Annotated in this window: 12 protein-coding genes and 2 pseudogenes; 9 read left to right on the top strand and 5 right to left on the bottom strand. The window is 51.4% G+C overall.

Translation table 11 applies throughout. The features are described 5' to 3' along the window. The first annotated feature begins 22 nt into the window (after positions 1-22). Positions 23-1,432 carry a glycoside-pentoside-hexuronide (GPH):cation symporter gene (locus O3W44_RS09580; RefSeq protein ID WP_269292880.1) on the top strand — a complete coding sequence of 470 codons (1,410 nt, stop codon included), beginning with the start codon at positions 23-25 and terminating at the stop codon, positions 1,430-1,432. Further along, positions 1,429-2,388: a glycoside hydrolase family 43 protein gene (locus O3W44_RS09585; RefSeq protein ID WP_269292881.1), complete on the top strand. Its 960-nt coding sequence runs from the start codon at positions 1,429-1,431 to the stop codon at positions 2,386-2,388. The genes O3W44_RS09580 and O3W44_RS09585 overlap by 4 nt, the downstream gene beginning before the upstream one ends. Here the strand turns inward: O3W44_RS09585 and ampE are convergent. Together ampE and ampD are read right to left on the bottom strand one after the other, a co-directional pair. Beyond that, positions 2,370-3,224, bottom strand: coding sequence for a beta-lactamase regulator AmpE (gene ampE, locus O3W44_RS09590; RefSeq protein ID WP_269292882.1), 855 nt, complete (start codon positions 3,222-3,224; stop codon positions 2,370-2,372). The genes O3W44_RS09585 and ampE overlap by 19 nt on opposite strands. Positions 3,225-3,248: 24 nt before the next feature. Next, positions 3,249-3,791 carry a 1,6-anhydro-N-acetylmuramyl-L-alanine amidase AmpD gene (ampD, locus tag O3W44_RS09595; RefSeq protein WP_269292883.1) on the bottom strand — a complete coding sequence of 181 codons (543 nt, stop codon included), beginning with the start codon at positions 3,789-3,791 and terminating at the stop codon, positions 3,249-3,251. A 197-nt stretch (positions 3,792-3,988) separates the two neighbouring features. On the opposite strand from ampD, the pseudogene nadC reads away from it, so the two are divergent. The 4 genes and pseudogenes from nadC to hofC all read left to right on the top strand — a co-directional run bounded on the left by nadC (position 3,989) and on the right by hofC (position 8,079). Continuing rightward, a pseudogene (gene nadC, locus O3W44_RS09600) lies at positions 3,989-4,884 on the top strand (carboxylating nicotinate-nucleotide diphosphorylase). Between the two features lie 175 nt (positions 4,885-5,059). Then, the gene (ppdD, locus tag O3W44_RS09605; RefSeq protein ID WP_269292884.1) at positions 5,060-5,515 is read left to right on the top strand and encodes a prepilin peptidase-dependent pilin; all 456 of its coding nucleotides are present in this window, start codon (positions 5,060-5,062) and stop codon (positions 5,513-5,515) included. After that, positions 5,502-6,887, top strand: a complete 1,386-nt coding sequence (gene gspE, locus O3W44_RS09610) for a type II secretion system protein GspE (RefSeq protein ID WP_269292885.1) — start codon at positions 5,502-5,504, stop codon at positions 6,885-6,887. Before ppdD ends, gspE begins: the two co-directional genes overlap by 14 nt. Then, positions 6,880-8,079, top strand: a complete 1,200-nt coding sequence (gene hofC / locus O3W44_RS09615; protein WP_269294411.1) for a protein transport protein HofC — start codon at positions 6,880-6,882, stop codon at positions 8,077-8,079. The genes gspE and hofC overlap by 8 nt, the downstream gene beginning before the upstream one ends. 31 nt (positions 8,080-8,110) lie before the next feature. On the opposite strand, the gene O3W44_RS09620 is transcribed toward hofC, so the two are convergent. Further along, entirely contained in the window at positions 8,111-9,151 is a 1,041-nt protein-coding gene (locus O3W44_RS09620; protein ID WP_269294412.1) for a GMP reductase, read from the bottom strand. Between the two features lie 233 nt (positions 9,152-9,384). On the opposite strand from O3W44_RS09620, the gene coaE reads away from it, so the two are divergent. The 3 genes from coaE to yacG are packed head-to-tail and all read left to right on the top strand — an operon-like array spanning position 9,385 to position 10,947. Beyond that, positions 9,385-9,993, top strand: a complete 609-nt coding sequence (gene coaE, locus O3W44_RS09625) for a dephospho-CoA kinase (protein WP_269292886.1) — start codon at positions 9,385-9,387, stop codon at positions 9,991-9,993. A gap of 4 nt (positions 9,994-9,997) precedes the next feature. Further along, positions 9,998-10,741, top strand: a complete 744-nt coding sequence (zapD, locus tag O3W44_RS09630) for a cell division protein ZapD (protein WP_269292887.1) — start codon at positions 9,998-10,000, stop codon at positions 10,739-10,741. Between the two features lie 8 nt (positions 10,742-10,749). After that, positions 10,750-10,947: a DNA gyrase inhibitor YacG gene (yacG, locus tag O3W44_RS09635; protein ID WP_269292888.1), complete on the top strand. Its 198-nt coding sequence runs from the start codon at positions 10,750-10,752 to the stop codon at positions 10,945-10,947. 27 nt (positions 10,948-10,974) lie between these two features. Here yacG and mutT read toward each other — a convergent pair whose 3' ends face one another. Together mutT and secA are read right to left on the bottom strand one after the other, a co-directional pair. Further along, on the bottom strand, positions 10,975-11,370 hold the full coding sequence (gene mutT, locus O3W44_RS09640) for an 8-oxo-dGTP diphosphatase MutT (RefSeq protein WP_269292889.1): 396 nt from the start codon (positions 11,368-11,370) through the stop codon (positions 10,975-10,977). A gap of 259 nt (positions 11,371-11,629) precedes the next feature. After that, positions 11,630-14,334: pseudogene (gene secA / locus O3W44_RS09645) on the bottom strand (preprotein translocase subunit SecA). Between the last annotated feature and the right edge of the window lie 39 nt (positions 14,335-14,373).

Genomic DNA, 14,373 nt, shown 5'->3' on the forward strand with positions numbered 1-14,373 from the left:
ACTGGACGTACAGGAGAAAACCATGAAAACCTCAGCCCTCTCCTTTCGGGAAAAACTGGGTTACGGCATGGGTGATGCCGGATGCAACATGATTGGCGGTGCCATCATGCTCTTCCTTAACTATTTCTACACCGATGTGTTTGGTCTGGCACCGGCGATGGTCGGTATGCTGCTACTTTCGGTGCGCGTGCTGGATGCAGTGACCGACCCCATTATGGGCGCGATTGCCGATCGTACCCAAAGTCGCTGGGGCCGTTTTCGTCCCTGGTTGCTCTGGGTTTCCCTGCCTTACGTGTTGTTCAGCGTCTTGATGTTCACTACTCCAGACTGGAGTTACGACAACAAAGTTATCTGGGCTTTCGTCACTTACTTTTTGATGTCGCTGACCTATACCGCAATAAATATTCCCTACTGCTCGCTGGGCGGTGTTATCACTAACGATCCCGGCGAACGTGTCTCCTGTCAGTCGTACCGCTTCGTTATGGTCGGCATTGCGACCTTAATTTTGTCGCTTACTCTGTTACCAATGGCAGAGTGGTTTGGCGGCGAAGATAAAGCGCGCGGTTATCAGTTGGCAATGAGCGTGCTGGCATTGACTGGGCTGGCGATGTTTTTGTTTTGCTTTGCCAATGTGCGCGAACGTATACGTCCCGCGGTGCCCAGCCATGATGATCTGAAAAATGACCTGCGCGATGTGTGGAAAAACGATCAATGGGTGCGCATTTTGCTGCTCACCTTCTGTAACGTTTGCCCTGGCTTTATTCGTATGGCCGCTACCCTGTATTACGTTACCTGGGTCATGGGGCAAACGACCCATTTTGCCACGCTGTTCATTAGTCTGGGTGTCGCTGGCATGATGCTGGGCAGCACGTTAGCCAAAGTGCTGACCGATCGCTGGTGCAAACTCAAAGTCTTTTTCTGGACCAATATCGCGCTGGCGCTGTTTTCCTGCGGCTTTTACTGGATCGATCCGCACGCCACTGTAGCGGTGGTCATTGCCTACTTTCTGCTCAACATTTTGCATCAAATCCCTTCTCCCCTGCACTGGTCGCTTATGGCCGATGTGGATGATTATGGTGAATGGAAAACCGGCAAACGCATCACGGGTATCAGCTTCTCCGGCAACCTGTTTTTCCTGAAAGTCGGGCTGGCGGTGGCCGGTGCAATGGTCGGATTTTTACTCTCTTTTTATGGTTACGATGCGGGGGCCAAACAGCAGTCTGCCCAGGCTATAAACGGCATCATGTTACTGTTTACCCTTATTCCTGCTGTGGGTTATCTGATTACTGCGGGCGTGGTGCGACTGATGAAAGTGGATCGTCAGCTGATGCGCACAATTCAGGATGATCTTGCGCTGCGCCGCGAAAATTTCCGCGATTTACATGTTATTCAACGCGACGGCGTCGCCCCTCAAACAGGAGAAGTAAAATGAGCCCTCTCTGGCCGAATCCGTTTATCGAGCAGCGTGCCGATCCTTTTATTCTGCGTCATCAACAACATTACTATTTTATCGCCTCTGTGCCCGAATATGACCGGCTGGAGATCCGTCGGGCCACAACCTTAAATGGCCTGCGCACCGCTGAAGCGGTTGTGGTGTGGCGGAAAGCGGAAAGCGGGCCGTGTAGCGAATTAATTTGGGCACCAGAGTTGCACTATATCCATGGACAATGGGTAATTTACTTCGCGGCAGCCCCCACACGCGATATCAAAGATGGTTTATTCCAGCACCGCATGTATGCGTTGGTATGCGATGATGCCGATCCTCTCAGCGGCAACTGGCAAGCGTGTCGCCGTGTCTTCAGCCATATCGACAGTTTTTCACTGGACGCCACCTGTTTTACCCATCAGGGAAAAGAGTGGTATGTGTGGGCGCAAAAAGATCCCGCTATTCCCGGTAACTCTAATCTTTACCTGGCTGAGTTACTTAATCCCTGGACGATCAAGGGCACGCCGGTGATGTTAAGCCGTCCGGAATATGAATGGGAGTGTGCGGGGTTTAGCGTCAATGAAGGTCCCGCTGTAATTTTTCATGGCAATCGCCTGTTTATCACGTATTCCGCCAGCGCCACTGATGAAAATTACTGTATGGGTTTACTCTCAATTGCGCTGGATGCCAATCCGTTACAGGCTGAAGCGTGGCAAAAATCGGCACGTCCGGTGTTTGGATCAAACTGGGATAACCACCAGTATGGCCCGGGCCATAATAGTTTCATCCAGGATGAAGAAGGACGAGATATTCTGGTTTACCATGCGCGCAATTACACTGAAATTGAGGGCGACCCGTTATGGGATCCTAATCGCCATACCCGACTGAAATACTTTGAATGGCGCAAAGACGGTACACCCGATTTTGGCGTACCGCCTGCCGATTATACCAGTGCGCCGTAAATGGTTAAAAGCGCCACCACGACCACCAACACCAGTGACGTGCGCTTCGCTAACGCCACAGCAACACGTGGCGTTTCGACCTTGTCAGTATGCGGATCGCGTTCAAGGGAGAACTGCGCCAGGCTGGTCAGCACCTGATATTGCGTACGGTGGCGGTCGGTGAGTGAAGCGAACCAGGCTGGCAGGGCTTTTTCACCATGACCCAGCAAGGCATAAGCAACGCCTGCCAGTCTCACCGGGATCCAGTCCAGAATATGCAAAAGCCCATCAACCCCTGACTGCGCACGCGCCATCGGCGTTTGATGTTTCGCCAGCCAGCTTTGCCAGGCGCGCAAAAAGGCATAACCCACCAGCAGAACCGGCCCCCAGGAACCGCCCACCACTAACCAAAAAAGGGGAGCCAGGTAAAAACGGAAGTTAATCCAGATAAGGGCGTTTTGCAGCTCGCGTAAAAATTCACGTTCACTGCAATCAACCGGCACGCCATGAATAATCGTGAGTTCCGCCGCCATTGCCTGATGCGCAGCAACATCATTGTGGCTGGCTGCTTTCAAATAGTTGTGATAGTGGAGCCGCACTGAGCCAGCGCCGATACACAGCAAACCGACCACGATCCAGAACAGCAGTTGCGGCACACCAAACAGAATGCCTTTCAGGCTCCAGATCACCAGCGCCGTAACGGCCATCGCCAGCCCCATCATGAACAAGGTACGCATCATTGAGAAAGAGTGGCGACGATGAAAAACAGGCTCAAGTCGGTGATCGATCTGCCAGTGCTCGCCCAGTTTAAACAGACGCTCCCAGCCCAGAACTAATAACAAGGTAAACAACGTCATACATACTCCGAAATGATCAGAATTTTACTTCGTTAATAACTGCTTATAGTAGTGCCAGTCAAAAGCCGGACCAGGATCGGTTTTACGTTCTGGCGCAATATCGCTATGACCCGTAATACGTGAAGGCGTCAATGGATAGTGCTGTAGTAGCAGTTGAGTAATCTGTTGCAGCGCCTGATATTGCGCTTCGGTGTAAGGGGCAATGTCCGTCCCTTCAAGCTCAATACCAATTGAATAGTCATTGCAGTTATCACGCCCTTCAAATTGCGATACGCCGGCATGCCAGGCACGCTTATTGAAGGGCACATACTGAACAATTTCGCCGTCACGGCGGATCAGGCAGTGCGCCGCCACGCGCAAGTGCGCAATATCAGCGAAATAAGGATGTGCATCTGCCGGCAATGTTCCGGTAAACAACCGATCAATCCAGGGGCCACCAAATTCGCCCGGCGGTAAGCTAATGTTATGAATGACCAGTAATGAGGGTGCTTCTTCATCAGGTCGTTCATTACAGTGCGATGAGGGCACATGGCGCACCTCACTCAGCCAGCCTTGTTCAATTTTCATGTGATCCCCTTATCCCGGTCAGGCTGAGAATAGCATGAAATTTAAGGGGTTCTTGCGTCTTAATGCGTCATCACCGCAAAGTGTGAAAGGAGCTTGTTAAGGATACTAAACAAAAAGAGGGCCGTGACTGGCGCGTTACTGCCTTTCAGGCTATTGTGGACGCCACATTTATCTGTTCTTTTTGGAGCTAAATGCTTATGCCCACGCGTCGTTATGATCCAGACAGCCGCCGTCAGGCGTTGATTCAACGCATCGAAAGTGATATTCCCGAAGCCGTCGCCCGTGCTTTGCAAGAAGACCTGGGCGGTGAAGTCGATAGCGACCGTGATATTACTGCTCAATTGCTTCCTGCGGGCAGCCAGGCTCACGCGCAAGTGATTACCCGTGAAGCGGGTGTTTTCTGTGGTAAACGCTGGGTGGAAGAGGTGTTTATCCAGTTAGGCTCTCACGCTAACCTGACGTGGCATATTGAAGATGGACAAGCCGTTGTCGCTGACCAGCTTCTGTTTGAAATAGAGGGACCCGCGCGCCTGCTGCTTACCGCCGAACGCACCGCCTTAAATTTTGTCCAGACGCTTTCGGGGGTTGCGACTGAAGTCAGCCGCTACGTGACGTTGCTGGAAGGAAGCCAAACCCAACTGCTGGATACCCGTAAAACATTACCGGGACTGCGTACTGCGCTGAAATATGCTGTGCTGTGCGGTGGGGGTAATAATCATCGGCTCGGCTTGTCAGACGCCTTTTAATTAAAGAAAATCATATCATTGCCAGCGGTTCAATTCGTCAGGCGGTTGAAAAAGCGTTTTGGCTTCATCCTGATGTGCCTGTTGAAGTCGAAGTTGAGTCGCTGGATGAACTGAGCCAGGCGCTGGAGGCTGCTGCGGATATTGTCATGCTGGATAATTTCAGCCTCGACGAGATGCGTGAAGCTGTCAGGCTCACCCAAGGCCGCGCACTGCTTGAAGTGTCAGGTAATGTCACCGAAACCACATTGCCGCAAATTGCGCAAACCGGCGTTGATTATGTCTCGGTCGGGGCGCTGACCAAGCATGTGCGCGCACTCGATTTGTCGATGCGTTTCCAGCAGCAATAACCCTTCTTGTCGGGCTTACTGCCCGACACGTTTTGTGCACCCGCTTCCATCACTCTGCTCTCTCCAGTGTAATCACCTGAATTTGCTGCGTAGCATGCTTCATTTCACCAATCAGGCCCTGTCGCTAAAAGCGTAAAATTTTTAGGCTGCCCTCTTCTTAATCAGGAGATGTGTAATGAATTCTCAACGTGGTTTTACGCTGGTCGAATTGATGATCGTGGTAGGTATCGTCGCCATTCTGAGCGCCATTGGTTTACCTGCTTATCAAAATTATCTGCAACGTGCGGCACTTACCGACATGTTGCAAACCATGCTGCCTTATAAAACGGCTGTAGAACTCTGTGCCATTGAGCGCGGTGGTCCAACGCAATGTCAGGCCGGAGAGCGTGGCATCCCCACAGCAAAAGGGTCCCGCTATGTTTCCTCTTTAAGCGTCACCAATGGCGTCATTACCCTGGCGGGGCAAGAGAGTCTGAATGGTCTGAGCGTGGAAATGCTGCCGGTCTGGGACAGTAGCGAAGGCGTAATCAGCTGGCAGCGCGACTGTACCAGCAGCAATTCCAGCCTGCGCGATAGCTGTCTGGAACAGTTCCGCTTTGCTGATAAAGGAGCGGATAATGAAGAAGCATGAGGATGCTGTCACCTCGCTGTGCCAGCGTTATCAGGCCGTCGTTTTGCATCGCGATGCCACGCAGTTACGCGTGGCAGTAGCTGAATCGGTTCCTTCGGGACTGGCTGAAGCGTTGCATTTTGCCAGCCAGTGTCAGATTGAAATTGAGTGCTGGCCACAAGCACGCATCGATCAGTTACAACACGGCGAGCCGTCATTAGTGGCAAGAGAATCTGCACCGACAGAGTCCGCTATAGAAGCGGTGCAGCACATTTTACGACAGGCGCTACAACGCCGTGCATCGGATATACACATTGAATTAATCCAGCAAAGGTTGCGTGTCAGGTTACGCATTGATGGTGTGTTGCAGCCGCTCTCGTCGCTACCCGACACCTCTCCTGCCGCTCTGCTGGCAAGACTGAAAATTCTGGCTGGAATGGATATCGCTGAGCGTCGCTTGCCGCAGGATGGTCAGTTTAATCTGGAGACAGAAGGCAAGCCAGTGTCGTTTCGCCTCTCGACCTTACCGGTCAGCCAGGGTGAAAAAGCAGTGATTCGCCTGTTGCAAAGTGAAAGTGCTGCGCTGTCACTGGAGAAGTTAGGCTTACCCGCTTCTCAGTTGCGCATGCTTGTCAAAGCACTGGCGCAGCCACAGGGCTTAATTTTAGTGACCGGCCCAACCGGAAGCGGCAAAACTTTTACGTTGTACAGCGGGCTGAGCGCCCTTAACAAACCCGAAAAAAATTTGTGCAGCGTTGAAGATCCAATTGAAATTCCACTGCCGGGCATCAACCAGACGCAAGTTAATGTTAAATATGGTCTCGATTTCAATCGTGTTCTGCGTGCAATGTTACGTCAGGATCCTGATGTGATTATGGTGGGTGAAATTCGTGATGCGGAAACAGCAGAGATTGCTGTAAAAGCAGCGCAGACCGGTCATTTAGTACTCTCAACGCTGCATACGAATTCGACCTCAGAAACACTAACCCGGCTTCGTCAGATGGGTATTCCTGGCTATCTGTTAGGACCCGCTTTACGTCTGATTGTCGCCCAGCGTTTAGTGCGACGTTTGTGTCCGCACTGCCGTCAGCCCGCGCAGGCAGTTGCGCACTTTCCGGCAGAACTCTGGCCGGGAACCTTACAAACCTGGCGAGCTCCCGGCTGCGATCACTGTTTTTCTGGCTATTTTGGCAGGCTGGCGCTTTTCGAGCTGCTGCCGGTTACGGCCAAATTGCAGAACGCAATAGCCGCAGAAATGCCGCTCACTAATTTGCTTACCTTAGCAAAGCAGCAAGGAATGCGGACCTTACTGGCTGCCGGACTTGAGGCCGTCAACCGTGGCGATACTTCACTGGAAGAGATGCAGCGGGTGGTTGGTTTAAATGATGGCTAATTTGAATCTGTATAACTGGCAAGCTGTGGACAACAAAGGTGAACTGCAAAATGGCAACGGCCTCGCGCCAGACGCGGATTGCTTGTTGTCACAGTTAACTGAGCGCGACCTGCTGCCAGTAAGCTGGAAACGGGAGAAAGTTTATCGCCCCCGGGACTGGAAATGGCAGCAGAAAATTGATCTGATTCGTCAGCTGGCAACTTTATTAAAAGCGGGCTTACCGCTCTCAGAAGGGCTGACGCTGTTGGCTGAAGGCCATCCTCATTCAGGCTGGCGAACGTTACTTTTGACCTTACAGCAGCGCGTATTAGCCGGTGAACCCTTTTCACAGGCGATGCGCCACTGGCCCGACATATTTCCTCCGCTCTATTCCGCATTGATGGAGGTAGGTGAATTGACTGGCCAGCTGGACGTTTGCTGTGGACAACTGGCGCAACAGCAAGCGCGACAGCAATTCCTTTGGAACAAAGTGATCAAGGCGCTGCGTTACCCTCTGTTTATTCTGTTGATCGCGATTATCGTGTCGTGTGGCATGTTGCTATTTGTATTGCCAGAATTCGTTTCGGTATATGCTGCATTTGATGCGCCGCTGCCTGCATTTACCGCCGCCGTCATTCAACTCTCGCAGGGATTGCAAGCCTGGGGAGTAACACTTGCTCTTATCATGATACTTATGCTTTATGGCTGGCAGCAGTTACGACGTCATTCCACACACTGGCAGCGCCATGAGCAACGCCTGTTACTTCATCTTCCCGTTGTTGCCGGGTTATGGCGCGGTAGCCAGCTTGCCCAAATCTATACCCTTCTCCAGCTAACCCAGCAGGCAGGCCTGACATTGCTGCAGGGATTACAGGCAGTTCAGGTTACGCTTTCCTCATTAGTCTGGCGCGACGCCATTGTGGCGCTACAACAGCATATTGCTGAAGGGAAGCCGTTACATCAGGCTTTAACGGACCATCCGCTTTTTAGTCCGCTTTGCTATCAACTGATTCGGGTCGGAGAGGAGGCAGGAACCTTAGACACGATGCTGGCACGCCTTGCTGAATGGCACGAAGAACAAACATTAACACGTGCCGACAGCCTTGCCGCCTCACTGGAACCCATGATGATGGTGGTGATTGGCGGCATTGTCGGCACGCTGGTTATTGCCATGTATTTGCCAGTATTTGGCTTAGGAGAAGCGATGCATTAAGGGCGCGCTTGTTATATCGCGCCCGGTTGTATTAGCGATTGAAGACGCGATTTTCCTGCTCCGCCACGCGGATAAACGTTGTGCGCTTGGTCAGCTCTTTTAAACGTTCAGCACCGACATAGGTACAAGCCGAACGCAAGCCGCCAAGAATATCGCGTACCGTCTCTTCAACCGGTCCACGCAACGGCAGCTTGACCGTTTTACCTTCGGCGGCACGATATTCTGCCACACCACCCACATGACGCTTCATCGCTGATTCAGAACTCATGCCATAAAACAGCATGAATTTTTCGCCGTTTTCTTCAACGACGCGCCCTTCACACTCGTCGTGAGCAGCAAGCATACCGCCAAGCATGACGAAATCTGCACCACCGCCAAAAGCTTTCGCTATGTCTCCCGGCACTGCACAGCCACCATCACTGACGATTTGCCCACCCAGTCCATGCGCTGCATCTGCACATTCGATCACGGCTGACAGCTGTGGATAGCCTACACCGGTTTTGACGCGGGTAGTACAGACTGAACCCGGACCAATGCCGACTTTGACAATATCAGCGCCTGACAGGATCAGCTCTTCAACCATTTCACCTGTCACGACATTGCCTGCGCAAATCGTTTTACCCGGAAAGGCTTCACGCGCGCGTTGCAGGAATTCAACAAAATGCTCAGAGTAACCGTTAGCAACATCAATGCAGATAAACTGCAAGTTGTCAGAGAGTGCCATGACAGCGATCAGTTTGCTGAGATCGCTGTCAGAAGTGCCGGTTGAAACCATTATGTGGCTCAGCAGAGAAGCCGGGACGCGCTGAATAAACGCTTGCCATTCATCCACACTGTAATGTTTATGAACTGCGGTCAGAATGTTAAACCCAGCCAGTACTTCAGCCATTTTGAAGGTGCCGACCGTATCCATATTGGCGGCGATAACCGGCACGCCATTCCAGCTCAGCCCGGAATGTTTGAAAGTGAAGCTGCGTTCTAACTCAACCTGAGAACGACTTTTTAAGGTGGATCGTTTAGGGCGAATCAATACATCTTTGAAGCCCAGTTTCACATCTTCTTCGATACGCATAGAAATATCCTGGTTAGTGGCAACGAACCGCAGTTCGCGAAGCAATCACAGCTCCAGTGACGTTATGATACGCGCTAATCATCCCGCGACAAGACTGCGAAATTCACTTTATTTAAGCTACAATCCCATAAATTTAGCTAAAAACGAGTAAAGTGATCTGGCGCAAATTTTTGCGCGCTCATCACAGAACTCAACCCTGTTTTTGCGTTTCAGAACGCCATTGAGAGAGAGTTATGCCCTATACCGTAGCGTTGACCGGTGGCATCGGCAGCGGAAAAAGCACAATCGCGAATGGCTTTGCGGCATTGGGTGTAGACATTATTGATGCCGACGTTATCGCCCGCGAAGTGGTTGAGCCGGGCACACCCGCTTTAGCGGAGATTGTTGCCCGTTATGGGCAGTCGTTGCTCACTGAACAAGGCACGCTTTTTCGTGCCCATTTACGCGAGATCATTTTTCAGTCACCTGAAGAGAAGGGCTGGCTGAACGCCCTGCTGCATCCATTGATTAATGCCAGGACGCAACAACTCAAAGCGCAAGCCTGCTCACCTTACGTGCTATGGGTCGTGCCGCTGCTGATCGAAAATCAGCTACAGCATCAGGCCGACCGCGTTTTAGTGGTCGACGTCGACGAAGCCACCCAGATAAAACGCACCCAGCTTCGCGACAATATTTCGCCAGAGCAGGCACAGCGTATTCTTGCGGCCCAGGCAACACGTCAGCAACGGCTTGAAAGTGCCGACGACATTATCAATAACAGCGGTGCGCCAGAAGATGCGCTACCGCAGGTTGCCGAACTGCATCAACGCTACCTTGCGTTGGCGGCAACTAAACAGGATTAATATCATGAGTACAGTCGTTCTGTTTGAACATCCACTGAATGAGAAAATGCGCACCTGGCTGCGTGTTGAATTTTTGATTGATCAGCTTCATGCCAGCGTTCCGCTAACCAACACCGTAAGTGCACTAACCTTTTTTCGCCTGATTGGCGAGTTGCTCGATATTTTTGAACGCGGTGATATGCGTACCGAATTATTGAAAGAACTTGAGCGGCAACAGCAAAAATTACGCGCCTGGGCTGATGTGCCTGGCGTTGATATGACTGTGGTTGAGGCGCTGCGTGAAAAGTTAAAACGCCAGTCAGCTCAGTTGATGAGCGCGCCACGTATGGGACAGCAACTGCGCGAGGATCGCCTGATTGGCCTGGTGCGGCAGCGTCTGAGCATTCCGGGCGGCTGCTGTAGCTTTGACTTGCCGGGTTTACATATTTGGCTACATTTGCCGCAGGAATCGCGTGATGTACAGGTAAACGCATGGCTTGAAACGCTGGTGCCTCTGCATAGCAGTCTGGCAACGGTTCTTGATTTAATTCGCCAGTCTGGCGCATTTCGTCATCAAACCAGCCTGAATGGATTTTATCAGGATAATGCTGAAGGAGCCGATCTGCTGCGTTTGCAGCTTCAACTGGAAGATTCGCTTTATCCTCAGGTCTCTGGTCATAAAAGCCGCTACGCCATTCGCTTTATGCCATTCGATAGCGAACGAGGCGAAGTACCGGCACGACTTAATTTTCAATTAGCCTGTTGTTAGAGGTGAAAATGCAGGACGAAATTCTTACTGTTACATGCCCTCAGTGTGGCAAAGACGTTATCTGGGATGAGCTCAGCCCGTGGCGACCTTTTTGCAGCAAACGCTGTCAGCTTATCGATTTGGGTGAATGGGCTGCTGAAGAAAAGCGTATTCCCAGCAGCGGCGATCTGAACGACAGTGATGACTGGAGTGAAGAGGAACGTTAAGGTTTAAGTGGGGCGATTGCCCCACTGTTACCATTCACCGGCAATGAGACGCGCAATCAGCTGATGATTTGCTGGCGGAAATTCGTCTGCAACTAAATCCTGCTGCGCAACCCAGCGTTGTGGCTGTCCTTCACGCCCCCAGGGTTCACCTTTCCAGCCTTCGACCAGGAAAAAATGCAGCGTCACGCGCAAATCTTCATAGGAATGATCGGCTTCGCCAATCGGGCGCGCTTGCGTGACTTCAATCCCGGTCTCTTCCAGTAATTCACGCAGTAAACCTTGTTCAGCACTCTCACCCGCCTCAATTTTTCCGCCAGGAAATTCCCACTTATTCGCCATATAAGAGGACGCCGCACGCTGGGCAAGAAAAATTTGTTTTTCGGCGTTGCGGATAATGCCTACCGCGACCTGCAGGTGCTTCATGAATGATTTCCCGGAATGTTTTGCTGAATGTGTACTGATTCTAAAACAGCTGTTAATGGAAGTTAATCGCTTTGGTGTCAGAGAAAAATATTTTAAAACAGCGGCTTTATATCTGACGGTGCCCGTAACCTAAAAGAGACTTTTTTGGCCAAAAAATAAGCCCGGCGATAAACCGGGCTTATTCCGCAGCTAACGGGCGCAACTGCCAAAACCTTTTTTCAGGCGCTTAGTGGCGCTCGCTTTCTGGCTTTAAACAGTATCAGGCGAGGCGGCCATGACACTGTTTGTATTTCTTACCGGAGCCGCAAGGACAAGGATCGTTGCGTCCTACTTTGCGTTCGCCGCCCTGCTGCGCCAGTGAAGCTGCCGCTAAGGTTTCGTCATCTACATGGCTGAGTTGCTGTTGCTGTGCCAGACGCTCCGCTTCTTCACGACGCTGCTGTTCCATTGCTTCAATCTCTTCTGGCATGCGCACCTGCACCTTACTCAAGGTGCTGATCACTTCATACTTCAATGATTCCAGCATGGCGGCAAACATAGCGAAAGATTCACGCTTGTATTCCTGCTTTGGATCTTTCTGAGCGTAGCCACGCAGATGGATGCCCTGACGCAGATAGTCCATTGCCGCAAGGTGCTCTTTCCACAAGGAATCCAGCGTTTGCAACATCACACCTTTTTCGAAGCTGCGCATCGTTTCAGCGCCGACCACTTCTTCTTTCCGGGCGTAGCTTTCCATCGCGTGCGTCATGATGCGCTCGCGCAGCGTTTCTTCATGCAGATCCGGCTCTTTATCCAGCCATTCAGCGACAGGCAGATCCAGATCAAAATCGTTACGCAAACGCTCTTCCAGTCCTGGCACGTCCCACATCTCTTCCAGTGACTGCGGTGGAATGTAGCTGTCGATTGTCGCTTTATAAACATCCTGGCGAATGCTGTTAATGGTTTCACTTACATCAGAAACATCGAGCAATTCGTTACGCTGGCTGTAAATCGCACGGCGCTGATCGTTTGCCACATCATCATATTCAAGCAGCTGCTTACGAATATCAAAGTTGCGGCTTTCAACTTTACGCTGGGCGTTGGCAATCGCTTTGGTTACCCATGGATGCTCAATCGCTTCGCCTGGTTTCATACCCAATTTACGCATCATATTCGATACGCGATCCGAGGCGAAAATACGCATCAGCGCATCTTCCATCGACAGGTAGAAACGAGATGAACCGGCATCGCCCTGACGACCTGCACGACCCCGTAACTGATTGTCGATACGGCGTGACTCATGGCGCTCTGTACCAACGATGTGCAAACCACCAGAAGCCAGAACGGCATCGTGACGAATCTGCCATGCCGCTTTAATCTCTTCAATCTGTGCTTCTGTTGGTTCCTGTAACTCAGCCACTTCTGCGTGCCAGCTGCCGCCCAGCATAATATCCGTACCACGTCCGGCCATGTTCGTTGCGATGGTTACCGCGCCTGGCTGTCCGGCCTGAGCAACAATGTCTGCTTCACGGGCATGGAACTTGGCATTCAGCACGTTATGCTTAATGCCTGCGCGCGTCAGTTCGTTAGATACGACTTCTGATTTTTCAATCGAAATGGTTCCCACCAGCACCGGCTGTCCGTTAGCAGTACGCTCACGAATATCTTCGATGATGGCGTCAATTTTCTCTTTCTCGGTCATATAGACCAGGTCAGGCAGATCCTTACGCACCATTGGACGGTTGGTAGGAACAACGATGGTATCCAGCTTATAGATTGAGCTGAATTCGAACGCTTCGGTATCAGCAGTACCGGTCATACCCGCCAGTTTTTCGTAAATGCGGAAATAGTTCTGGAAGGTGATCGAGGCCAGCGTCTGGTTCTCGTTCTGAATATCCACACCTTCTTTCGCTTCGATCGCCTGATGCAAACCATCGGACCAGCGACGGCCCTGCATGGTACGACCGGTGTGTTCATCAACGATAACCACTTCGCCATCTTTTACAATGTAATCAACATCGCGAGTAAAAGGGCGTGCGCGCGCAAGGCAGCGGTCACATGGTGCATCAGCATGATATTGGTCGGCGAGTAAAGAGACTCCCCCGCTTCCATAATGCCCTGGCTGACCAGCAGTTCTTCTACTTTGACCAGACCGCGTTCAGACATGTGTGCCTGGCGTGCCTTTTCATCCACCCAGAAATCACCCTCGCCCTGATAGGTTTCAGAATCTTCTTTATCCTGACGAACCAGATGCGGAATGATTTTATTAACCTTGATATACAGGTCAGAACTGTCTTCAGCGGGGCCAGAAATAATTAACGGCGTACGTGCTTCATCGATCAGGATGGAGTCAACTTCGTCCACCAGAGCGTAGTTCAGTTTACGCTGTACACGCTCTTCCGGGCTGAAGGCCATGTTGTCGCGCAGATAGTCGAAGCCGTATTCGTTGTTGGTGCCGTAAGTAATGTCAGCAGCATAGGCGGCGCGTTTGGCGGGTGCAGGCATACCCGGTAAGTTGATACCCACTGACAAGCCAAGGAATTCAAACAGCGGACGGTTATTTTCCGCATCACGCTGCGCCAGATAGTCATTGACGGTAACAACGTGTACGCCTTTACCGGTTAACGCATTCAGGTAAGCTGGTAAGGTAGCCGTTAAGGTTTTACCTTCACCGGTACGCATCTCGGCAATACAGCGATCGTTCAGAACCATGCCGCCAATTAACTGTACGTCAAAGTGACGCATACCAAATACGCGCTTACTGGCTTCACGTACCGTTGCGAAGGCTTCCGGGATCAAGCTTTCCAGCGTTTCGCCTTTCTTCAGACGTTCGCGAAAAACGCCTGTTTTTCCCTTCAGTTCTTCATCAGAGAGCTTCTCAAAATCAGGCTCCATTTTGTTGATGACATCAACGGCTTTGCGCATACGACGTAAAGTACGATCATTGCTGCTACCAAAAACTTTGGTCAACATTTTGATTAACATAATAAATTTATTCTCAATTCAGCCGTGATACCACGGGCT

Source organism: Pantoea sp. LMR881 (genome assembly GCF_027157825.1).
In the GTDB taxonomy this organism is placed as follows: domain Bacteria; phylum Pseudomonadota; class Gammaproteobacteria; order Enterobacterales; family Enterobacteriaceae; genus Pantoea; species Pantoea haifensis.

Excerpts from the sequence above, each read along its gene's own strand:
- zapD (WP_269292887.1), top strand. The coding sequence starts at position 9,998 with ATGAGTACAGTCGTTCTGTTTGAACATCCACTGAATGAGAAAATGCGC.
- ampD (WP_269292883.1), bottom strand. The coding sequence starts at position 3,791 with ATGAAAATTGAACAAGGCTGGCTGAGTGAGGTGCGCCATGTGCCCTCA.
- mutT (WP_269292889.1), bottom strand. The coding sequence starts at position 11,370 with ATGAAGCACCTGCAGGTCGCGGTAGGCATTATCCGCAACGCCGAAAAA.
- gspE (WP_269292885.1), top strand. The coding sequence starts at position 5,502 with ATGAAGAAGCATGAGGATGCTGTCACCTCGCTGTGCCAGCGTTATCAG.
- hofC (WP_269294411.1), top strand. The coding sequence starts at position 6,880 with ATGGCTAATTTGAATCTGTATAACTGGCAAGCTGTGGACAACAAAGGT.
- ppdD (WP_269292884.1), top strand. The coding sequence starts at position 5,060 with ATGAATTCTCAACGTGGTTTTACGCTGGTCGAATTGATGATCGTGGTA.
- O3W44_RS09585 (WP_269292881.1), top strand. The coding sequence starts at position 1,429 with ATGAGCCCTCTCTGGCCGAATCCGTTTATCGAGCAGCGTGCCGATCCT.
- ampE (WP_269292882.1), bottom strand. The coding sequence starts at position 3,224 with ATGACGTTGTTTACCTTGTTATTAGTTCTGGGCTGGGAGCGTCTGTTT.
- O3W44_RS09620 (WP_269294412.1), bottom strand. The coding sequence starts at position 9,151 with ATGCGTATCGAAGAAGATGTGAAACTGGGCTTCAAAGATGTATTGATT.
- yacG (WP_269292888.1), top strand. The coding sequence starts at position 10,750 with ATGCAGGACGAAATTCTTACTGTTACATGCCCTCAGTGTGGCAAAGAC.
- O3W44_RS09580 (WP_269292880.1), top strand. The coding sequence starts at position 23 with ATGAAAACCTCAGCCCTCTCCTTTCGGGAAAAACTGGGTTACGGCATG.
- coaE (WP_269292886.1), top strand. The coding sequence starts at position 9,385 with ATGCCCTATACCGTAGCGTTGACCGGTGGCATCGGCAGCGGAAAAAGC.